18 protein-coding genes are annotated in these 20,887 nt (G+C 66.8%); 3 read left to right on the top strand and 15 right to left on the bottom strand.

Annotated features, from left to right (window positions below; all coding sequences use genetic code 11):
- Nucleotides 1-235 precede the first annotated feature (235 nt).
- Together ACQRAG_RS08865 and ACQRAG_RS08860 are read left to right on the top strand one after the other, a co-directional pair.
- Nucleotides 236-1,600, top strand: coding sequence for a histidine-type phosphatase (locus tag ACQRAG_RS08865; protein WP_427803971.1), 1,365 nt, complete (start codon nucleotides 236-238; stop codon nucleotides 1,598-1,600).
- Nucleotides 1,597-1,980 carry a hypothetical protein gene (locus ACQRAG_RS08860; protein ID WP_427803972.1) on the top strand — a complete coding sequence of 128 codons (384 nt, stop codon included), beginning with the start codon at nucleotides 1,597-1,599 and terminating at the stop codon, nucleotides 1,978-1,980. Before ACQRAG_RS08865 ends, ACQRAG_RS08860 begins: the two co-directional genes overlap by 4 nt.
- Nucleotides 1,981-2,209: 229 nt before the next feature.
- On the opposite strand, the gene ACQRAG_RS08855 is transcribed toward ACQRAG_RS08860, so the two are convergent.
- The 6 genes from ACQRAG_RS08855 to modA all read right to left on the bottom strand — a co-directional run bounded on the left by ACQRAG_RS08855 (nucleotide 2,210) and on the right by modA (nucleotide 7,899).
- Entirely contained in the window at nucleotides 2,210-3,055 is an 846-nt protein-coding gene (locus ACQRAG_RS08855; RefSeq protein ID WP_300705588.1) for a tetratricopeptide repeat protein, read from the bottom strand.
- 129 nt (nucleotides 3,056-3,184) lie between these two features.
- The gene (locus ACQRAG_RS08850) at nucleotides 3,185-4,126 is read right to left on the bottom strand and encodes a DUF4037 domain-containing protein (protein ID WP_303876396.1); all 942 of its coding nucleotides are present in this window, start codon (nucleotides 4,124-4,126) and stop codon (nucleotides 3,185-3,187) included.
- 2 nt (nucleotides 4,127-4,128) lie between these two features.
- A complete protein-coding gene (locus ACQRAG_RS08845; RefSeq protein WP_300646331.1) occupies nucleotides 4,129-5,106 on the bottom strand; it encodes a DMT family transporter in 978 nt (325 codons plus the stop codon).
- Nucleotides 5,107-5,447: 341 nt separating this feature from the next.
- A complete protein-coding gene (locus ACQRAG_RS08840; RefSeq protein WP_303740273.1) occupies nucleotides 5,448-6,227 on the bottom strand; it encodes an ATP-binding cassette domain-containing protein in 780 nt (259 codons plus the stop codon).
- The gene (gene modB, locus ACQRAG_RS08835) at nucleotides 6,224-6,913 is read right to left on the bottom strand and encodes a molybdate ABC transporter permease subunit (protein ID WP_168934864.1); all 690 of its coding nucleotides are present in this window, start codon (nucleotides 6,911-6,913) and stop codon (nucleotides 6,224-6,226) included. The genes ACQRAG_RS08840 and modB overlap by 4 nt, the downstream gene beginning before the upstream one ends.
- Nucleotides 6,914-7,116: 203 nt before the next feature.
- Nucleotides 7,117-7,899, bottom strand: a complete 783-nt coding sequence (modA, locus tag ACQRAG_RS08830; protein WP_204625302.1) for a molybdate ABC transporter substrate-binding protein — start codon at nucleotides 7,897-7,899, stop codon at nucleotides 7,117-7,119.
- Nucleotides 7,900-8,139: 240 nt separating this feature from the next.
- Here modA and ACQRAG_RS08825 point away from each other — a divergent pair, with 240 nt between their 5' ends.
- Complete coding sequence (locus ACQRAG_RS08825) at nucleotides 8,140-9,159, top strand: TOBE domain-containing protein (RefSeq protein WP_303899639.1); 1,020 nt, start codon at nucleotides 8,140-8,142, stop codon at nucleotides 9,157-9,159.
- Nucleotides 9,160-9,519: 360 nt separating this feature from the next.
- Here the strand turns inward: ACQRAG_RS08825 and ACQRAG_RS08820 are convergent, their stop codons facing one another.
- The 9 genes from ACQRAG_RS08820 to ACQRAG_RS08780 form a co-directional block, all read right to left on the bottom strand.
- Complete coding sequence (locus tag ACQRAG_RS08820) at nucleotides 9,520-10,233, bottom strand: histidine phosphatase family protein (RefSeq protein ID WP_427803973.1); 714 nt, start codon at nucleotides 10,231-10,233, stop codon at nucleotides 9,520-9,522.
- A 1-nt stretch (nucleotide 10,234) separates the two neighbouring features.
- On the bottom strand, nucleotides 10,235-11,473 hold the full coding sequence (locus ACQRAG_RS08815; protein ID WP_427803974.1) for a DVU_1551 family NTP transferase: 1,239 nt from the start codon (nucleotides 11,471-11,473) through the stop codon (nucleotides 10,235-10,237).
- Complete coding sequence (locus ACQRAG_RS08810; RefSeq protein WP_427803975.1) at nucleotides 11,455-12,714, bottom strand: DVU_1553 family AMP-dependent CoA ligase; 1,260 nt, start codon at nucleotides 12,712-12,714, stop codon at nucleotides 11,455-11,457. Before ACQRAG_RS08810 ends, ACQRAG_RS08815 begins: the two co-directional genes overlap by 19 nt.
- A complete protein-coding gene (trsS, locus tag ACQRAG_RS08805) occupies nucleotides 12,701-14,161 on the bottom strand; it encodes a radical SAM (seleno)protein TrsS (RefSeq protein WP_300646270.1) in 1,461 nt (486 codons plus the stop codon). The genes ACQRAG_RS08810 and trsS overlap by 14 nt, the downstream gene beginning before the upstream one ends.
- Nucleotides 14,154-14,618, bottom strand: a complete 465-nt coding sequence (locus tag ACQRAG_RS08800; RefSeq protein ID WP_427803976.1) for a DVU_1555 family C-GCAxxG-C-C protein — start codon at nucleotides 14,616-14,618, stop codon at nucleotides 14,154-14,156. The genes trsS and ACQRAG_RS08800 overlap by 8 nt, the downstream gene beginning before the upstream one ends.
- Nucleotides 14,615-15,319: a DVU_1556 family methyltransferase gene (gene trsM / locus ACQRAG_RS08795; protein ID WP_303866923.1), complete on the bottom strand. Its 705-nt coding sequence runs from the start codon at nucleotides 15,317-15,319 to the stop codon at nucleotides 14,615-14,617. The genes ACQRAG_RS08800 and trsM overlap by 4 nt, the downstream gene beginning before the upstream one ends.
- Entirely contained in the window at nucleotides 15,316-15,531 is a 216-nt protein-coding gene (locus ACQRAG_RS08790; protein WP_040369047.1) for a DVU_1557 family redox protein, read from the bottom strand. The genes trsM and ACQRAG_RS08790 overlap by 4 nt, the downstream gene beginning before the upstream one ends.
- Nucleotide 15,532: 1 nt before the next feature.
- Nucleotides 15,533-17,896: a pyridine nucleotide-disulfide oxidoreductase/dicluster-binding protein gene (locus tag ACQRAG_RS08785; RefSeq protein WP_427803977.1), complete on the bottom strand. Its 2,364-nt coding sequence runs from the start codon at nucleotides 17,894-17,896 to the stop codon at nucleotides 15,533-15,535.
- A 211-nt stretch (nucleotides 17,897-18,107) separates the two neighbouring features.
- A complete protein-coding gene (locus ACQRAG_RS08780) occupies nucleotides 18,108-20,837 on the bottom strand; it encodes a molybdopterin-dependent aldehyde oxidoreductase (protein ID WP_204625309.1) in 2,730 nt (909 codons plus the stop codon).
- Between the last annotated feature and the right edge of the window lie 50 nt (nucleotides 20,838-20,887).

The following is a 20,887-nucleotide window of genomic DNA, read 5'->3' as shown; positions in this document are numbered from 1 at the left end:
TCGTTGCTGAAACTCTCTCCGCCTGCGCCGCCCGGCGGCTGTCGGCCTGTCCTCAGGCCGTGTTCCTCTACAGGTGGAAAGCAGGAATCTAGCAGCGCCGGCCCGCTTTGTCCATGCCCGAACGCCTGTAACATGAACGTCACATCCGCGCGCAGAAGGGTTGCGGGCACATCTGCGCAAGACATTGCCCCCGGCATCGTTTACGCTTATGCTTCCACCAAGAAAGGAGATCCTCATGCGAACCTGGACATGCCTCGCCGGATTGCTCGCCCTGCTCCTGGGCCTGATACCCTGTCCGGTGTCTGCTGCCCCATCCGCGTATCACCTCAGCAAGGTCGTCATGCTGACACGTCATGGTGTCGCGGCACCGGCCGACGATAACCAGCTGCCCCGGATCACCGGCAAAGCCTGGCCGCAATGGCCTGTGGGGCCCGGCCAGCTCTCGCCGCGCGGCGCCGGGCTGCTGACGGCCCAATGGGCCTCCCTGCGTGCCCTGTATCTTGAGGCGGGCCTGCTGCCGGCGCAAAAGACCGAATCCCGGGTCTTCGTGCGTGCGGACAACACCCCGCGCAGCCGCGGCAGTGCCGAGGCCCTGTTGCGGGGCCTGACGCCGGGCACGCTGCCTTCCTATGCCGTGGTGAACCTGGATCCCGACCCTCTCTTTGAGCCTGTCCAGGCCGGTCTGGCCATCTTCGACCCGGCCGAGACGGCCCTGGCCGTCCTGGACCACATCAACGGGGACTTTTCCCAGTTCTGGGAAAGCCTGGGCGAGCCCATGTCCCTGCTGGACCAGCTCACGGGCCCCCTGTCCTCCGAAACCTGCAACAGCATCAACCTGCCCGGCGGCTGCCGTCTGTCCGACATGGTCCCCTCCATCTCCATCATGGACATGGGCCGTCGTGTGGAAATACGGGGCGGCCTTGGCCTGGGATCGACCCTGGTGGACCTGCTGGTGCAGGAATACGCCCAGTGGCCGCAGCAGGATGCCGCCTGGGGCCAGGCCAATGCCGCGGCCCTGCGCAAGCTCCTGCCCATCCGCAGCGAAATCTTCAATGCCCTGCACCGCACGCCGCTGGTCGCCGGCATCTACGGCGGCCCCCTGCTGCGGGACATGGCCCTTGCCCTTTACAGCCAGCATGCCGACCCACGTCTCAACGAGGCCCGGTGCGCCGTCTTTGTGGGCAACGACAACAACCTGGCGGCCATCGGCTCGCTGCTGGGCATCGACTGGCAGGCGTCGGGTTTTCCGCCCAATGCCCTGCCGCCCGGCACCATCCTGGCCATGGAATTGTGGGAAGGCCCCGACAACGCCAGTGAAGTACGCTTCCGGGTCTTCATGCAGAGCCTCGATTTCATGCACGCGCCGCTGAGCGTCACCACGGCCAGCGGCTACCAGACGGCCCCGGACAGTTACGGCCCGGCCCTGCTGGAAGCCCATGTCACGCTCGACGGCCAGGAGGACGGCCCGGTCATGGGCAGGGAGCTGTTTGAACAGCGCGTCCGCGGTGCGCTGGAAGGACGGGGCCTGCCGCGCATCACCTTCCTGCCGGAAATGGTCTCCCCACAGGCCCCGGCACCGACCCTTCCCGTACAGCCATGACGAACGACGAAAAAAAGACTTTGCTGCAACAGCGCTACGCGGAACTGGATGACGAAAGCCTGTGCGCGCTGGAACGCCACAAGCTGACCGAACAGGCCCGCGAGCTTTTCGATGCGGAGCTAGCCCGCCGCGGCCTCGATCTGGCCGCCTATGAAGCGCGCCACGGCGACAGCCTGTACCGGAGCCGGACGGCCCTGCGCCAGCGTCAATGGCGCGGTGTGGGGTTCAAGGCCATCCTTGCCGGTGTCATCTTTGCCGGGGCCGCCTTGGTCCGGCAGCAGTATGGCGACAGTCTGGACGCCATGGAGGCCCTGCCTGTGGCTGCCGGCGGCCTGGCCCTGGTCATCCTCGTGCTGGCCTTTGCCCTGCGCCGCCGCTGAGGCACCTGCCCCTGCCGGACAAATTTCGCCGAGGCTCCGGAGCTGTCAGGCGATCTCCCGCCCTGCCGCGCCGGGAGCACTATCTGTATCTTCGTGCCATCGCCTGCTGTCCGTCAGGCGCAAACATCGGCCCATTACGACAGCTTTCCTTCCTGTACAAAAAACGGGGAAATGCCATGAGGCATTTCCCCGTTGCCGTTTCATGTCGTCCTCAAAAAGATGTGGACGGCTAGTCGTCGCTGACCTGGGGCGTCGTCCCCGGAGCCACCATCTTCAGGGCGTGGCGGCAGATCTCAAGATTCTTGCGGTAGCCTTCGATGTCCGGTCCGGTGGTATGCCCGGCACGGGCATAGCAGTCCAGGGCTTCCTGCAGGGTATCCACGGCTTCCTGCCACTGACCGGCCGTTGCCAGGGCCACACCGAGGTTGCCCAGGGAGAAGGCCGTTTCCGTATGGTCGCCCAGCAGCTCCTTGCGGATGGCCACGGCCTGGCGGTGCAGGGCGATGCCCTGTTCCAGATCGCCGCGCTCTTCGTGGATGCGTCCCAGATTGTTCAGGCAGGTGGAGACATCCATGCGGGACTCGTCGCCGCTCTGCTTCTCGAACACGTCCCGGGCCTTGAGCAGCAGCGCCTCGGCGCCATCCAGATCCCGCTGCATGTACAGGCAGGCCGAAAGGCGCATCATGGCGCCGGCCACCAGCGGATGATCTTCCCCAAAACCGGCCCGCAGGCCGTCCACGGCTTCGCGGCTCACGGCGATGCTCTTTTCCACCTGTCCGGCAGCAAGGTACAGACGCCCCAGATTCTGCAGGGCGCCACAGGTGGCGGGATCCTGCACGCCCTGCCGCTCACGCAGCAGGCTCACGGCCGCTTCGATGGCTTCGATGGCTTCGGCCTGACGGCCCTGCTCGAAGACGGCACGCCCCAGCCCGTCCAGAGCCAGAGCCTTGTGCAGAGGATTGTCCGTCCCCTTGTCCAGCAATTGGCGATACCGGTTTTCGGCACCGGCAAGGTCCCCGGCAGCCATCAGCTTGCCGGCGGCACGGATCTCCTGGATCCAGCTTTTCGCATCCATGTTCGTACTCCTGAAAAGATCTCTTCTGCCGGGCCGTATGCGCAGACGTCCGGCCATGCTGGCCCCATGTTGCCAAAACGGGCAACCGGTCGCAACCGTCTGCCCGCTGTTCCGGCTGTGTCCTGCCCGTTAATCCCGCAGCAGGTCCATGCGCAGGATCTCCACCGTGCGCACCTGCCGCATCACTATCGGCCCGTGCAGCCACAGCCAGCTGTCCTGCTCATCGCTCAGTCCCTGACGCCGCAACTCCGCCGCCACAAGAGCGCAGATGTCTTCCACGGCCGCCACGGCTTTCTGCCCGCCTTCTTCGGTCGTCAAAGGGGCCGCTGCGGCCTGTTGCAGGGCAGTACACATATCGGCCCCCAGGCGGGGCAGGCCCTGCACGGTGCGCCAGGCCCATTTGTAAAACGGCAGATACCGCCGGTTCAGCAGGCAGGCCAGGGAAAGGGCCGCCTCGCTGAAGCGCCCCAGGGCCAGCATGGCGCCGATGCTGTCCCCGCGTTCGAGGCAGCGCGGCAGGTTGTACTGGCCGGCCTGCGCCATCTGCATGCAGCGCGTGGCCATTTTTTTCAGATGCAGGTCACGGGGAAAATAGTCCAGCAGGGTCGTGCGCCAGGTACTGAAGCGACCGGGCCCGTCGAAAAAGACTTCGCCATTGGTGCAGGTGGCCAGTCCCCATTCCTGCATGCCCAGCCAGTGACGCCAGTCGGAAGGCGGCGTGTCCCGGCCGGTGAAGCGGGCATAAAAATCTTCCATGGCCATGGGCCCTGTCCGCCCCATGCGCCGCTCCGGCGTCATGCGACAGGGAAAACCCTCGAAGGTCCCGGGCAGCAGGCGCAGGACGTCTTCCAGCCGCTGCCTGTGCCGGGCCAGGTCTTCCCGCGAAAGCCAGATGCAGAAGCCCGGCCCCCAGTCGTGATCCCGGGACGTGGCATCGTCAAAGCCCAGGCATTCCGAGCCCTCCCCTGCCAGGCCCACGGCGCACAGGGGCAGGATGTCGCCCGCCTGTTCCTGCAACAGGGGCAGGCAGGCCTCGAAATAGCGCCGGGAAAGTTCCAGTCCTTGCATCATGATCATCTCCTTGGGGCGGTATCCGCCGATTGTCCGCATCTGTTGCCGTCAGGCCGGGGCACGGCGTGACGCTGCCCCCACAAAGCCACGATGAAGATGCCGCCGAGGATGGCGGCCGAACACAGGACAAGGCGCAGGGTGATGGCCTCGCCCACGAAGACCACCGCCCCCAGGGCCGTGATCACGGGCACGCTCAGCTGGGCGGCGGCAGCGGCCGCGATACTGTAACAGGGCACCAGCGCATACCAGAGGATATAGCCCAGGGCGGAGGCCAGGGCCCCGGCGCACAGGGCCAGCGCCACCCCCTGCACCGGCAGGGAGAGCCGCCACCACAGGGCCAGCATCAGCACCAGGACCAGGGGGACGCAGCGGATGAAGTTGTCGGTGGTGGCCTCCGCAGCGTGACGGAACTTGCGGCCGCACAGGCTGTAGGCCCCCCAGGCGGAGCCGGACACGAACATCACGCAGGCGGCCGGCAGGGGCGGCGCTTCCAGACCGGGCAGCAGCAGGACCACGAGCCCGGCCATGGCCAGACCTATCCCCAGTGTCTGCCCCAGGTTGGGGCGCTGCCCCGCATGGATCCCGTAACCTATCATGCTGGTCTGCACGGCCACGGCGATGACCAGGGCCCCGGCCGCGGTGGGCATGCTCACATAGGCGATGGAAAACGCCAGCATGTAGGTGAACAGCGCCAGGGCCGCGCCCCAGCTGCCCTGCCCCCGCCAGTCCGGCACCTGTCCGTGACGCCGCTGGCGCCATCTGTGCAGGGCAAAGAGCATCAAAGCGCCGGACGTCATGCGGATGGCCGTATAACTGACCGGATCCATGCCGTGATGCAGCAGGGCAAGGCGGCACAGGATGGAGTTGAGGGCAAAAAGGGTCATGCACAACAGGGTCAGGAGCGCCAGCGGCAGCCCCTTCTGCCAGGTGCGGCGTGCCGCAGGCCCTGTCCCCGGTATGGATCGTTCCGTATCCGTCATCTTTTCTCCCCGGCGTCACAGGCTGACGCCACGGCTATTCAAAAGAAATCTTTCGCAAATGACAAGCAAAATCCGTACCTTCGGCAGAACATGCGACAGGTTTGAAGAAATTCTTCCCTCCCCTCTTCCTGTGGCGCAACCATGCATCCTTTCCCTTCTCTTCGGATGCAGGACTGCAACAAAAAAGCCTCCCGAAGGAGGCTTTTCATCAGGGATCTGTCCCTCTTTTCTGGATGGCGGCAAGCAAGAAGTCTCCCATGCAGTCAGGCCGTTACCTCAAGTACCGGGGCCCAAGTCGCAAAAGCGTAGGGGAGCCTGCCGTTGCTTATGGCCCGCCCGGACTACCGCCCTGCGGCCCGGGCGCTCTCTGCCTGCATCTCCTGCTGCAGATGGCGCAAACAATCGCCCGCCGACGCGTACTCCCGGCGCAAGGAGGCATAATCCGCGATCATGCGGGCCCGTCCCCGGTGGTAGGTGACCAGGGTCCCGGCAAAGGCGTCCACGTCTTCCGGGTCATGGCTGATGATGACGGCCGGGATGGCGAATGCGGCAAGGATCTCCTGTATCTCGCCGCGCAGGCGTTCACGCAGCAGGGGGTCGAGCGCGGAAAAGGGCTCGTCCAGCAAAAGGAGCGACGGCCGTGTCCCCAGGGCCCGTGCCAGCGCCACACGCTGCTTCTGCCCGCCGGAGAGGTTGCCCGGGTACAGGCGGGCCAGATGGGCGATGCCCAGGCGCTCCAGCAGATCCATGGCCCAGGTGCGCTGCTCCCCGTTCAGACGCCAGGGCAGCAGGCCCGTCCCGGCATAGGCCACGTTATGCAACACGCTCAGATGCGGGAACAGGGCGTAATCCTGGAACATGTAGCCGATGCGCCGCCGCCGGGCAGGTACACAGATGCCCTGCTCGCCGTCATACAGGACGTTCCCGTCCACCACGATGCGCCCGGCATCGGGCCGGACCAGACCGGCAAGGCAATGCAGGGTCAGGGTCTTGCCCGAACCGGAAGCGCCGAACAAAACGAGGGTCCGGCTGTCCTCCGGCATCTCCAGACGGATGCCCAGATGGAAGGGCGCTTCCCTGCCGGGATCGTCGAATGATTTTTTTATATCCAGAGAGATCATGCGCTGCGCCGCCTTCTTTTGTATTTGACCAGCACTTCGGCGGCCATGAGCAGGGTCACGCACAACCCGGACGTCACCAGTACCAGCAGGGTGGCCAGGGCGTCATTGCCCGCCTGGAAGGCATCGTAGATGGCCAGGGCCAGGGTCTGCGTCTTGCCGGGGATGTTGCCCGCCACCATCAGGGTCGCGCCGAATTCGCCCATGCCGCGGGCAAAGGCCAGCATGAGCCCGGCAAAGATGCCCTTCCAGGCCAGCGGCAGGGAAACGGTCAGCAGGATGCGCAGCTCCGAGGCGCCCAGAGTGCGCGCGGCGTTCTCCAGATGCGGGTCCACCTGCTCCAGAGCCGCCCGCGCGGATTTGTAGAGCAGCGGGAAGACCACCACGGTGGCGGCCACCACCGCCCCCTGCCAGGAAAAGATGAGCTGCAGGCCAAGATCCCGCAGCGCCGGGCCCAGCAGGCCGTTACGGCCCACGACGAGGATCAGGTAATAGCCCAGCACCGTGGGCGGCAGGACAAGGGGCAACGTGCACAGGGCATCCAGCAGGGCCGGCAGGGGGCCGCGGCGACGGGCCAGACGCCAGGCCACGAAAAGCGCGGCCAGAAAGGAGAGCGCGGTCGCGATGCCCGCCACCCGCAGCGAAAGCAGGAGCGGCCGGGCAAGATCTGTAGGGACAAGGTATTCCATGCGGTATCCGGGCAACGATACCGGCGGGGGACCAGGCCCGACCGCCGGCAGGGGGAAGCATCCTGGGCTCCGGCCGTCGGCGATACCGCCGGACCGGAGACATTCAGCGCAAAATGCCGGACCCGGACATGCAGGAGTCGGGACATGTCCGGGCCCGGTGGGAACAGGACGACAGCGCCCGCAACGCCGTCGCCATCAGAATCCTACGGCTTGGAGAAGCCGTAACGGGCCAGGATCGCCTGTCCTTCGGGGGAAAGGGCGAAGTCCACGAAAGCCTGGCCCATGGCAGCATTGCTGCCGGTGGTGGCTACGGCAATGGGATAGGTGACAGGCTTATGGCCCGTGAGCGTCAGGCAGACATCGACCTTGTCGGCGCGCTGCTTGGCGTCGGTGGCGTAGACGATGCCGGCATCGACTTCACCACGGGCCACGTAATCCAGGACCTGCCGCACGCTGTTGCCGTAGATGAAGGAGGGCTGGAGGGTCTCCCAGAGTCCGGCGCTCTTCAGGGCGTCACGCGTATAACGGCCCACCGGCACGCTTTCGGGCGAACCCACGGCGATGCGCTGGGCCTTCTTGAGCTCGGCAAGGCTGCCGAACTTCTTGCCCTGGGCGGGCACGATGAGGACGACGGTATTGCTGACGAAATTCTTGCGGCTTTCAGGCTTGATGAGCTGGGCTTTCTGGGCCTTGTCCATGGTCTCCTGGTCGGCGGAGGCGAACACGTCCACCGGGGCCCCTTCCTGCATCTGCTTGAGCAGCGGGTTGGAGGCGGCAAAATTGGTATGCACGGTCAGGCCCTGATGGGACTTTTCGAACGCGGTCTTGAGTTCGGCAAAGGCATTGGTCAGGCTGGCCGCCGCGGAAACGGTCATCTCCCCGGCGGACGCCGTCACGGCCTGCCCGCAACCGAGGGCGAGGACAAGGGCGGCCACGGCCAGGGACACGCTTTTGATACAGGCGGAAAGCACTCGTTCAAACAACATACAAGCCTCCTTGGCTTTTTTATGTTCTTGTCATGATGCACTTTACGCGCCTTCAGGAGCGGGGCAAGGCAGACACGGATTATATGAAAAGCGCGACAACTTGTAACATCTTATGATACAAGTTATTTTAGGGAAGCTTCAGGGAGGTTTTCTATGGTTTCCGCGCAAAAACGTGAAAAATTTAGCACTTTACTGCACAGTCTGGAGACGGAAGACAGGAAATGGCTGCAGCAGAAGCTCATGCGCCAGGACACTGCCAGCCTGCTGCGTGACGAAAAAGGCCTGAGCGATCAGGAACTGCTGGCCGCCGAATCCTGGTACTGGCAGCAGTACGCCGAATCGACCAGCATGCGGGCACGCCGGGCCCATGCCCGCCTGTGGTGCATCTTCATGCTCTTGCGTTATGGCGGTCTGCGCCTGGTGGAGGCCCTTGCCCTGGAACTGGGGCACATGGACTGGGGCTCCGGGATCATCCACATCCAGGGGGAACATGCCCGGCAGGTCCCCCTGCCGGCCACCCATTGCCGCCGCCTGCGCCAGATGATGGAAGACCCCGCCCTGTTCACGCCCAGCGGCGCCCTGCTCCACTGCGATGCCAGCTATGTGCGGCGCAGCCTGCAGCAGTGCGGCAATGCCTGCGGCCTGCCCGCGGGCCTGCTCAGTGCCCGCAGCCTGCGCCAGACCCGCATCCTCGAGCTGGTCCGCCAGGGCCTGCCCGCCCCTGTGGCCGACATGTTCGCCGGGCGCAACCGCCGTCAGCAGTCCGGCAGCATCCGCTACAACCTCAAGGCCGCGCAGACCCTGCTGCGTGAACATGTCCAGCGTACCAGCGGGCTGCGTACCAGCGCCCGAAACGTCTTCCACGGCCGCATCGAACACTTGCGGGCCTCGGGCATCATCGTCACCGTGGTCCTGTGCACGGCGGGCGGCCTGCGCGTCACGGCCATGATCACGGATGAAAGCTGCAAGAGCCTGGGGCTTTCCAAGGACATGCTGGTCACCGCCAGCATCAAGGCCCCCTGGATCATCATCGAACCCGACCAGGGCCAGGACAAGCCCCCCGTGGCCACACGCAACTGCTTCCGGGGCACGGTGGAACGCGTGCGCCAGGACGAGATGCTGGCCGAGATCCTGGTCAACCTGCCTGACGGCAGCCAGGCCTGCGCCCTGCATGTACGCGGTGAAAGCCCCATCCCGCCGGTGGGCAGCAGCGTCTGGGTCATCTTCAAGGCCCTGTCCGTCATCCTGACCCTGGATTAGGAAGGAACACCGGGGCTTCTTTCAGGAGGCCCCGCGCGCTGTCCCAGGGCATCGTCACAGACCCGCCCTGTGCCGCTCTCCCGTTACGCAGACATAAAACTCTTTTCCCTCGGACGCCCTCCCCGCGCACGGCATCACCCGGGGCATCCCCCTCCACAACGACAGCCGGACCGTGCAGTTGGGAGGTCCGCCTTTCAAAGTCCCACATCCAACAGCCTTCGGTCTCTTCGTTTCTGTTACCGGCAGGCCACAGGGGCAAGCCGACCTTGTAGGCGCCCCCCTGCCATTTCCCTGACCAAAGCGTCTTGGAGAAGATGGAAAGGAAGCCCCCAAGCCCCCGCTAGAGGAAGCTCTTCCCCTCTAAAATTCCTGTCCCGACAGCCAGATACGGCAGGCATAATGCTGGGGGACGCGCATCACTTCGGCCAGCGGCAGGGCCAGCCAATGGCACAGCAGCGTTCGCAGTACGCCCGCGTGGCTGACCAGCAGCAAACACTCATCAGGATAACGGGCCTGCCAGCGTTCCACACAGGCCACGGCACGGTCCTGCACGGCGGCGAAGCTCTCTCCCTGCGGCGGCGCAAAGCCCGCCATGTCTGCCCCGCGTGCCGCATGGCTGCCCGGCCAGCGGCTTTCCACTTCGGCCACGGTCAGCCCTTCCCACAGCCCCAGCGAGATCTCGCGCAGTCCCGCATCGGGAAAAATATCTATGGCATGGCCCCGGGCATGGAAGACTTCCTGCACCAGCCGTGCGCTTTCCCGGCAGCGCCCCAGATCCGAGCAGATGATGTACCGGGGCAGGAAGGGCCCATACCGGCCGCTCTCCCCTTCCCGTAGCGCCCCTCTCTCCGCCGCCCCTGCCACCGCCGTCCGCGCATGTCTGCCCTGCCCGGTGGCTGCGGCACCAAAGGGCGGCAGTCCGTTTGCCGCACCGCATTCCGCCAGCAGGGCCCGGGCGGCCTGCCGTATTTGCTCCCGTCCCGCAGCGGTCAGGGCGATGTCGCGCGCGCCCACGAAACGCCGCTCAGGATTGGGCGGCAAAGAACCGTGACGCAACAGCCAGAGCCCGGCCATGTCAGGCATCCTCTCCCAGCGGGCACAGCGGCGTCCAGAGAGCGCGCCGGGCATCCAGCATCTGCGCGCGCGTACCGATGTCCGCCGTATCCAGCACTTCCCGTGCCAGCTGGGCGGGGTCACGGCCCAGCTCCACGGCCAGCCGCCGTTCCAGAGCCAGTGCCCGGTCGCGCCGCCCTTCGATACCGGCCCGGGCGCCCGGATCAGCGCCGAATTCTTCCAGTTTCTGGGCAAAACGCTGCGCCACCGGCACCCAGATCCCGCCCCGGCAGTATTTGTCCGCCAGATAGACCAGCTCGTGCGCACCCAGTTTTTTTTCCGCCGGGACGCTCTGATCCCTGTGGGCCGCCACGATGGCAGCCATGCGGGCCAGCCCCAGACGAGCCAGCAGCCGCCCTCCGGCGGCCTCATGGCCATGCACGCCCTTGCAGATATCGTGCGTCAGCCCGGAGGCCAGCGCCAAAGCCGTCTCCATGGGAGCCTTCTCGCCCCGGGCCTCCGCCAGGGCCGCGCACAGGGCTTCCGCCACCCGGCCCACGGCCAGCGCATGACGCAGCCCCCGCTCCGGCACACCGGCCTGGAGCAGCAGGCCTTCGGCCTCGTCCCGCGTCAGGGCATCGTGGCAGGCGGCCCTGTCCTGCAGATCCGCGTACTGTTCGGGAGTATCCATATCCAGCAGCATGGCGGCATCGGCCACCGGCACCTGACGACAGGGGACAGACGCCAGCGCACCGCGCAGGCCTTCACGACCGTCATGGGCAAGGATGGCGGGCACGAGGGAAAGGGGCAGATAGACGGGATGCCCCGGCTCGCCACAGAAGGCCGCCTGCAGGGCTGTCCCCGGCACGGCGTCCGCAGTCCGCAGCAGGGCCAGCAGGGTCAGGCGCCGGGTCAGGGGCACGTCCACAGGATGGACGAACACGCCGCCCTGCTCCGGTTCCACGCCATCCGCCCGGGCCTGTTCCAGAACGGCATGGAGCCCCGCACAGATGGAAGAGAACATGCCGTCTTCCGGGCGGGGATTACGGACAGCGCGCAGGCCCCAGCCGGGTGCCACCGGCTCCAGCAGCCCCGCATGATGTCCGGTGACCACGAAGCGCTGCCCGCAAAAAGCGTACATCCGGGCCAGACGCTCCAGAGCGCAGCAGTCCCCGTCCGGGAAGGGCAGCGGCAGCAGGGCCTTGCACCGCCCCATGCGGGACGCCGCACCGGCAGCCAGTATCAAAGCGTAATGGTGCATGACCTCCTCTCCTCGCTCCCCCCTTTGCGGGGATGCGTCACTCGAAATCCCTGTCCGGCATACTCGATGCGCCCCAGCACCGGCCCCAGACGCGGCAACGGACTGCCGCAGGCACAGGGCCCGTCCAGCAGGCTGGCCATGTCGCCCGTACGGTAACGCAACAGGGGCATGGCCCGCCGCTGCAAGGTGGTGATGACCAGCTCCCCGGTCTCGCCCGCCGGCAGGACCTTGCCCGTCACAGGATGGACTATCTCCAGCAGCAGGTCCAGGGCCCGCACATGCCGCCCTTCACGGCAGCGGCACTGCACGGCCCCGGCAAAGGCGCTCTCCGTGGAGCCGTAATGATCCAGTACAAGGCAATCCCAGCCCTGCTCCACCTGACGGCGCAGACCGGGATCCAGCCAGTCGGCAGCACACAGGGCGGCACACAGGCCCGGCGGCGTCTGGGGAAAGGCCCGCCACAGGCACGCCATCTGGCGGGGCAGCAGCACGAGCCCCAGACCGGCGGGAGCGGTGGCCGAAAGTGTCTGCCAGGCGGCACGGACAGCCGCCAGACGGGCCGCCGCCCCTTCCGGGGCCTGCTCCGGCACGCACAGCAGCAGGTCGGCCAGGTCCATGCAGGCCGTCACGCTCACGCCCTGCGGCGCCAGGCTCCCGGCCAGCAGATCCGTGATGCCCCGCGGACGGTGGGCGCCCGGCAACAGCACGACCACGTGCTGCCCTGCCGTGACCATCTGGGCCATGCCCACGGCAAAGAAGTCCCGTGTGCGCGCCAGCTCGGCATCGCTGAAGGCCAGCCGTTTGGGCGCGCCCGTACTGCCGGAGGTGCTCACCGTGACCATGCGCGCCACCTCGTCACGCGAAACACAGAGCAGCGCCTCGCCGGGGCGCAGATCGTCGGCCGTGGTGAACGGCAGTTCCGCCAGTTCGGAAAGATCATGCAAAGGACGAAGACCTGCCGCGGACCAGCGCCCGACCCCGGCCAGACGTTGCCGGTACAAAGGACTGTGCAGCGCCATATGGCAAAGATCGGCATTGAGCAGCTCCAGCTGGCGTGCCCGCACGGCGGCGGCCAGTTCTTGGGGGTGCGTCGCACCGCACTCCGCCGCCAGCCAGGCATCCAGCCCCAGCGCGAAAGGCCCGGGATGTTCCAGGGCCTGCCGGACGGCCGGGGGCAGGAGCGACGGCGCTTGCCCCGTACTCCGTGCCTTTGCCGGAGAACGCGGATCAGATGCCGTCATGGCCTTCCTCCCCGCAAGCCAGACGCTGCGGATAGAGCATCCGGCCTTCCGTGGACGTAAGGTTGTGGAGGCAGAAGGGGATCATGCGGCCATCGGGGCGCACCACATGGATGCAGCAGCCGCGCACCCGCTCCACGTCCAGAGAGAGCGCATCCTGAAAAGCCATGCAGGAAAGGGTGAAGCGCTGTTCGGCCCCGGCACGGGCCAGAAAGCGGCCGAAGTCATCGGCCAGCGCCGCCTTGCCCCCGTCCCGGGGACTGTCGTCACCGCGCCAGTGACTGGCCACGAACTGCCGGGACTTGCGCGCCCCTTCGGCCGCCGGGACCGGCACCTTGTCCACGGCAGGACCGCAGCAGGAGCGGGCCGCATCAGGCAGCCAGCGCAGGGATGGGCTGCCGTCCGCCGCCTTTTCCCGCGCGTAGAGCGAACTGAAGGAGCAAAGGGAATGCTCGCAGCCCGGCGGATGGAAATGCTCCATGCGCAGCCACTGCGGGACCTGACGGCACAGGGCGGCCATCACATCGCTGAGGGTGAAGCGGAGGCCGTCCTCCAGCCGTCCGGGATAGCGGCCGAAACGGGCCACGGGCTGGATATGCAGGCCGCGCACGCCGGGGCCCAGCTTCAGCGCCAGACGCAGCAGGGCCCCCAGACGGTCATCATTGACGCCCCGGGCCACGGTGGCCACCAGCACCACGCCCAGACCGGCGGCCGTGCACTGCTCCACGGCCCGGCGCTTGACCGCCAGCAGATCCAGCCCATCGGGCAGGGCCACGGTCCCCCGCAAAGGCAGACAGCCCTCCAGATCGGGGCTGTCCCATTGCAGGTAGACGGAATCCAGCCCGGCCTCGCGCAGCGTTCGGGCATAGCCCGCTTCCAGCCCCAGACGCAGACCGTTGCTGTTGACCTGCAACAGGCCGAAGCCCCGTTCCCGCGCCATGCGGATGATGGCGGGCAGATCGTCGCGCACGGTGGGCTCGCCGCCGGAAAGCTGGACATTGCAGCCCGGCGAGGCCCGGCGCAGGCTGTCCAGCTGGAAGGCCACGGTCTCCGGCGAAGGATCGTCGGGCACGGCCCCGCCGGCCGCCGCATAGCAGATGGGGCAGGCCATGTTGCAGCGCAGGGTCACTTCCACCAGGCCCGTGCAGGTATGCTGGGCATGGGCCGGACACAGACCGCAATCATAGGGGCAGCCGTGCCGGACAGCTGTGCGCGGTTCACGCGGGTACGACGGCGTTTTGGGCCGTGACCAGCCGTCGAAACGCGGCGGCGTGACGTCCTCTTCCGTCCGTTCGTGCCAGATGTCCACGGCAAAGGTGCCGTGTTCCGGGCAGGTACGCTCCAGCAGGATGCTCTGCCCCCGCCGCACATACCGGGCATCCAGCCGTCGCAGGCAGACAGGGCACAGGCTCTGGGTCTCGTGCAATATCTCCACGTCCACCTCAGGCATGGGCCATGAAATCCAGATCGTAGTTCTGGATCAGCTCCAAAATCTTTTCCCAGCATTCGGCCAGCAGGTCGCCACAGGCCACGGGATCGGGCTCCGCGCCCGCCGCCGTACGCGCTCCCAGCCCCAGCGCCACCTGCTCGCAGGAGTGGCCGCCGTAGGCCGCCGTGCGCCCGTAAAACCAGCCGGCGTAGTCATTGAGCAGGGGGGCCAGCATGGGATGGGGCTCCTCGCCTTCCGCGCCTTTGCCCGCCAGCAGGGCCAGCACACAGGCACCGCCCGTGAGCAGGCCGCAGGGCCCGCCGGACTGGCCGATGCCGTGACAAAGGCCGTGCAGGGCCCGCACCAGATCCGGAACTTCCCTGCCCTGGGCCTGTACCAGAAGCTGCACCAGCAGCTGGCTGCAACAATAGCCCTGCCGCACCAGCGGCAAAAGATCCATCATCAGGGGATGCATCATTCCTCCTTTTGCGCGATCCAGAGCGCATAACCGGGCCGGGATGCCGCTCCGCCGCAGCCGGGCCCGCACAGGCCCCATTCCCGCAGGCTCCGCTTGTCGCCATACCAGACCAGCGCCGCGGCCAGACGGGCCAGGGCCGGGCTGGCATCCTCGAAATGCCGGACGGTGAAGCCCGCCCCTTCGCACAGCGCCGTCCAGCCCGCACGGGAACGGGCCCCGGACGCACAGCCGGCGGGCTGTGGAGCAAGGACGCTCTCTTCTCCACGCCGGTACAGATCACTGCACGCCAGCAGACCGCCCGGCCGCAAGACGCGCCGGGCCTCCTGCAGAAAGGCGGCGGGGTCCGGCAATACGGACAACACGCATTCACACAATATCATATCCAGCACACCGTCCCGCAGGGGCAGGCCAGCGCAGGCATCGGCCACCAGATACGGCCGTTCCCCGGTCACAGGCGGAGCTTCCGTCCGCCACTGGGGACGCAGCACGGTATCCAGGCCCCAGACCTGCCGCCCCTGCTGCCTCAGATGGCGCACACTGCCGCCGGGCCCGCAGCCCACGTCCAGGATACGGCCCTCCGCCCCGGCATCATGCCAGCGCCGCCCCAGGGCCAGCAGCCTGTCCGTGATCTCCGTCCCGCCGGGCCGCCAGTGTTCGCCCGCGATGCGCCTGAATTCCGGCCTAGTGTAGAGCTGGCTCACTTGTCTTCCAGCAGGGCTTCCACTTCCAGCATCTTGCCCTCGGCCAGTGACTTGGGCACCATGGTCAGCCCGCATTGCGGACAGCGCGGCAGCATGACGTCAAAAGCGCTGTTGAGGTAAAAGACCTGCACCTTGCCCTGTTCCAGCGGGCAGCCACAGCGGCCGCACGTCCAGCTGCCGCCATCCGGTTCATAATTGGGACCGATACTCATCTTACGCCTCCCCGCAGCAGCCGTTTTCCTGCACGCCGCCGCTGCCCGGCACGCGCATCCGGTGGCACCAGGCATCATGCAACAGCCAGCGCCCGTCTTCTTCCGTGTATTCCACCCAGAAGGTCACGTTGCGCGGCCGCCACGCGCCCAGGCGATGGCCGCTCTCCGCATCCACGAAATAAGCCTTTTCCGCTTCCACGGCCGCCACGGCCCCGTCCACGTCCTCCAGCAGGATATGGCGACGCTCCAGCTCTTCCAGCAGGCCGGGGACAAGGTCCAGCCGCCCGGCGGCCGGTTCGGCCAGCTCCTGCCCCAGCCAGATACGGGCCAGACGACGGCGCAAGGCCGCACGACGGGCGCGCCGTTCCGAAAGGCCGGGGCCCTTTTCCGGCTCCAGACCGTGGGCCAGCGGGGCCAGCTGCGGCAGCAGGTCCAGCAGATGCAGACCGGGCTTGCCGCTGCCCGCCAGACGGTCACGGCACATGATGCAGGAACTGAGGGCCGCATGCGGCAATCCTCCGGCCCGGTGACCGGCCATGGCATCGGCCAGTTCCGGCTGGGCACACCAGACCAGACCGCCGTACCCGCAGCAGGCCGTCCTGTCGCGCCCCTGCGGCGGCTCTTCCGGGATCATGCCGGCCTTGCGCGCCAGCGAACGCACGGCGTCCTGCCATGCCGTATCGTGCCGGGCCGTGCAGGGGTCCTGCATGGTCAGCAGGGTGCCCCTGTCCGCACCGCCGGAAGTGCCTTCGGGCCACGGCAGGGCATCCAGTACCTCCCAGAGGGAGAGGGCCCGCGCCTCGGGCAGGACCTCGCGCAGGACGGAGAGGCAGGACGAACAGGCGGCCATGATCCGCGGCCTGCCCAGTCCTTCCCATTGCTGCCGCAATTCCTGCGCCTGTCGGGCAAAAAGTTCTTCGCGGCCGCCCCAGCGTGCCGGGATGCCGCAACAGCGCAGCAGCAGGCTCACGGGCCCGCGTTCCAGGCCGGGAGCGAACTCGCCCTGCCCGGCCAGCGCGTCACGCAGCCAGGCATAGAGGGCTTCCACCTGCTCCCCACGCGAGGCCGCCAGCTGGCAGCCGGGGAAGAACAGCCAGCCGCCCTCCCCTCCCCTGATGCTCAGGGCGCATTCCGGGCCGCTGGCGGCTTCCATGTCCTCCAGCGCGAATTCATGGGCCGAAGGCGGCATGACGCCGCGCTCCACCATATCCTGCCGCGCGCTCAGGCAGAGCTCGGCCATGGAGAAATTCTCGGGGCACAGTTCCTCGCACTGCCCGCACAAGGCGCAACCGTTGATGAGGTTGTTGGCCAGATGCAGGCCTTTGACGATGGCCGCATTGTTGTACATCTGGCGGGCGTAGACGCGAGGATAGCCCTTGTATTTTTGCAGATAGACGCAGGCCTTGACGCAGACAAGGCACTGGCATTGCAGGCAGCGTCCGGCCTCCTGCCGGGCCTCCGCCTCGGAATAGACTTCCGCGACGGGCAGGACCCGCTCCACCGGCGCGATGCCGTCCAGCTCGGTGTACAGGCTGCGCTCGTCCGTATCGCGGGCCGCGGTCAGGGACACGCCGGCCACCAGCCGCTCCAGGGTCCGGGCCGCACTCCTGCCCTGCCCGGCCTGCCGCGACGCGGACGCGAAACGGTGGCCCGTGGGCGTGACGCTGGCCCAGCCCGCGCAGCAGATGTTGTCCCGCCAGTGCAGGATCTGCGCGTCCACGCCGTCTTCGGCGGGCGCCAGCTCCGGCAGGGCCCCGGCATCCAGCAGGACGCCCTCGTACTCCCCGACAGCCTGCTGCAGGCAGGCCGCATCCGTGGAGGCTTGCTCAAAGCGCACGCCCCGGCGGCCCAGGGCCTCCCATTCGGCATCCAGGGCCGCGGCCCCCGCCCCGGCCAGCACGGGCCAGCAGGACAGCAGCTGCGCTTTGGGATCGCCTTCATGGAAGACGGTCACGGGATAGCCCTTGCCGGCCAGATCCCAGGCACAGACCAGACCGGCCAGGCCGGCACCGATGACGGCGATGCGCTTTTGTTTGCGCGGCATGGGCAGGGAACGGGTCTGCACGCCCAGATGCTTCGTGCAGAAGATCTCCAGCCCGTGCAGGTTGACGGCGCCCCCCAGATCGCCGCGCAGGCAGCCCTGTTCGCAGGGATGGTCGCAGACGCGGGCCAGCAGACCCGGCAGGGGCAGATAACGTTCCAGCTGTTTGCGGGCGTCGCTCCAGCGGCCTTCGGCGGCATGGCCGAGGAAGGCGCGCGCGTCCAGACCCAGCGGACACAGGGACTGGCAACGGGGCGGGCGCTCCTGCGTGCAGCGGGACTCCACTTCATGCAGCGCGCTCTGGCTGTTCATGGAAATGCTCATGGGGACCTCGGGATGCCAGCGGGCAGGGGCCCCGCATCGTCATGCCCCATGAGGAGGCAGGCAACGGATACGGCACACGGCACGCCTGCGGCGGGCAGGGAAGAAAAAACGGTGCAGGGCAAGACGGCATCCCTCCAGCAGGATGCCGTCAGCCTTGTCTGCATCTGACGGGGGACCGGCGAACCGGCCCCCCGGACAGTCATTGTTCCATTTACTTCTTGGGCATGGCCGCCAACACCTTTTCGGGGTACGCGGGCAGATGGGTCACGCGAGCGCCGCAGGCGTTGTAGATGGCGTTGATGATGGCCGGATGCGGGCCGCACAGCGGGATCTCGCCCGTGCCGGAGGCGCCGAAGGGGCCGTCAGGACGCGGGGTCTCCACGTAGATGAGCTCGAGGTCGTCCGGGATATCCTTGATGGTGGGGATACCGGCGCCGGCCATGGTGCTGTGCTTCTTGATGTCCTCGTAGTCTTCGGTGAGGGCCAGACCGATGCCCTGGGCGATACCGCCGTAGAGCTGGCCGTCGGTGAGCAGGCGGTTGACCACCTTGCCGATGTCGGCCACCATGGTCATCTTTTCCACCTTGGTCTTGCCGGTGGCCACTTCCACGGCCACTTCGGCCATGAACAGGCCGTACATGTAGCAGCAGAAGGGTTCGCCCTGGCAATTCTTGCCGCAGTCGCGGGCCGGAGCGGTCCACTTGCCGTCCTGATGCACGGCGCGGCCTTCGGCCTTCATTTCATCATAGGTGTAGAAGCCGCCGTCAGGCTTGCGCATGGCTTCCACCAGCTGTTCGCAGGCCACGCGGATGGCGTTGCCGGTCATCACCTGGGAGCGGGAACCGCCGGCAGGACCGGAGTTGGGGGTCTTGCTGGTGTCGTTCATGACCAGGCGGATCTTTTCCACAGGCAGGCCGATGGGACGCAGGGCCTCATGGGCGGTGCACTGCGCGCCGGAGTCGGCGCCCTGGCCGTGATCTTCCCAGGAGCTGCCGATGGTCACGGAGCCGTCGGGGTTCAGTTCGGCCCAGGCTTCGGAGGAGTCGGGGCCGTCCAGACCGGCACCGTACACGGCAAGGGCCAGGCCCACGCCGCGCTTGACGGCATCGGTGGATTCCGCCTTGGCCTTGGCTTTGGCGGCCTCATACTTGGGACGCAGGGCCTTGAACATGGTGGGCAGGTTCATGACCTCGGGCTTCTGGCCGGTAGGCGTGGTGTCGCCTTCCTTGTAGCAGTTGAGCTCGCGCAGATCGAAGGGATCCATGCCCAGCTTTTCGGCCAGTTCGTCCATCAGCACTTCGGAGGGGAATTCCGATTCGGGACCGCCGTAACCGCGGAAAGCGGCGCCCCAGGCGTGGTTGGTGGCCACGGTGCGGCCGTCACCACGGATGTTGGGGATGCCGTAACCGGCGCCGATGAACTGGGCGCCGCGCAGGGTCAGCAGGTCGCCGAATTCGGAGTACGGGCCGTGGTCGCAGGTCCAGTCGGTCTCCATGGCCACGATCTTACCGGTCTTCTTGTTGGCGGCCATGCGCACCTTGGTCCAGAAGGGCGAACGCTTGCCGGTGTACTGCTGTTGCTGCTGGTAGTTGTAGCGCAGGTGGCAGGGACGGCCGGTGGCCAGCACGGCCACGCCGATGAGGGCTTCCATGGTGGGGCTGAACTTGTAGCCGAAGGTGCCGCCGGTGGTGTTCTGCACCATGACCAGCTCTTCGGGGAATTTCACGCCCAGACCGGGGGCGATCATCAGGGCATGCAGGTGCAGGCCGATGGACTTGGAGTGGATCACCAGCTGGCCCTGCTCGTTCAGGTAGCCGTAACCCACGTCAGGCTCGATGTTCAGGTGCGGCTGACGCTGGGTGTAGAAGCTGTCTTCCACCACCACGTTTTCGGGATCGTCGAAGAAGGGCTTGGTGTCCTCGCCCTTTTCGATGTGGGGCTCATAGTAGATGTTGGGCGTGCCGGGATGGATCTCGATGGCGTCGGGAGCCATGGCTTCGGGCGCGCTCATGTATTCGGGCAGCAGTTCCAGGTCGAACTTGACCTTGTCGGCAGCGGCGCGGGCGTGGGCCTCGCTGTCGGCGCAGACGATGGCCAGGGCGTCACCGTACTGGAACACCTTGGTATCGTTGAGGATGGGACGATCCCAGCCGTCGCCCTTGTTGTCGGCAAAGGTAATGAGGCCGGTGATGCGGTTCTTGCCCTTGACGTCCTTGTGGGTCAGCACGCGGACCACGCCGGGCATCTTTTCGGCTTCGGAGGTGTCGATGCCCTTGATGATGGCATGGGAGACCTTGGCCTGGGCCAGGGCCAGGTGCAGGGTGTCGGGCGGCATGTGCACGGCGGCGTCGGCGCCGTATTCGGCCAGACCGGTCACCTTGACCAGGGCGCTGGGACGGGGTAGACGCGAACCGAAGGCGCGGCCGTCGGCAGGCAGCTTGTAGCGCAGCTCTTCGATGTCCTTGTCACCGCGCATGACGGCGGCGGCGTCCATGACGGCGTCCACCAGGGGCTTGTAACCGGTGCAGCGGCAAATATTGTGATGTTTCTGGAACCAGTCGCGCACTTCTTCACGGCTGGGGGCGGGATTGGAGTCCAGCAGGGCCTTGGCGGACACGATGAAGCCGGGCGTGCAGAAACCGCACTGGGCCGCACCGTGGAACATCCAGGATTCCTGGAGGGGATGCAGTTTGGCGGGGGTGCCCACGCCTTCGAGGGTGGTGATCTGGGCCTGATCGGGCACGCGACGCATCTTGACGATGCAGGCGCGGGTGACCTTGCCGTCGAGGATCACGGAACAGGCACCACACTGGCCCTGACCGCAACCGACCTTGACGCTGGTGATCTGCAGCTGGTTGCGCAGCACGTCAACGAGAAGAGTGTCGGAATCCACCAGGACCTGACGGGGAATACCATTGACCACAAGCGTTTTCGTTTCCATATGCGACTCCTAGAAACGGCTTGCAAGTTGAGACGGTCGCTGCCGCGCCG

The organism is Desulfovibrio sp. SGI.230, assembly GCF_050313065.1.
In the GTDB taxonomy this organism is placed as follows: domain Bacteria; phylum Desulfobacterota; class Desulfovibrionia; order Desulfovibrionales; family Desulfovibrionaceae; genus Desulfovibrio.
The sequence above is the reverse complement of the archived record's forward strand: the minus strand, read 5'-3'. Positions and strand labels throughout refer to the sequence as shown.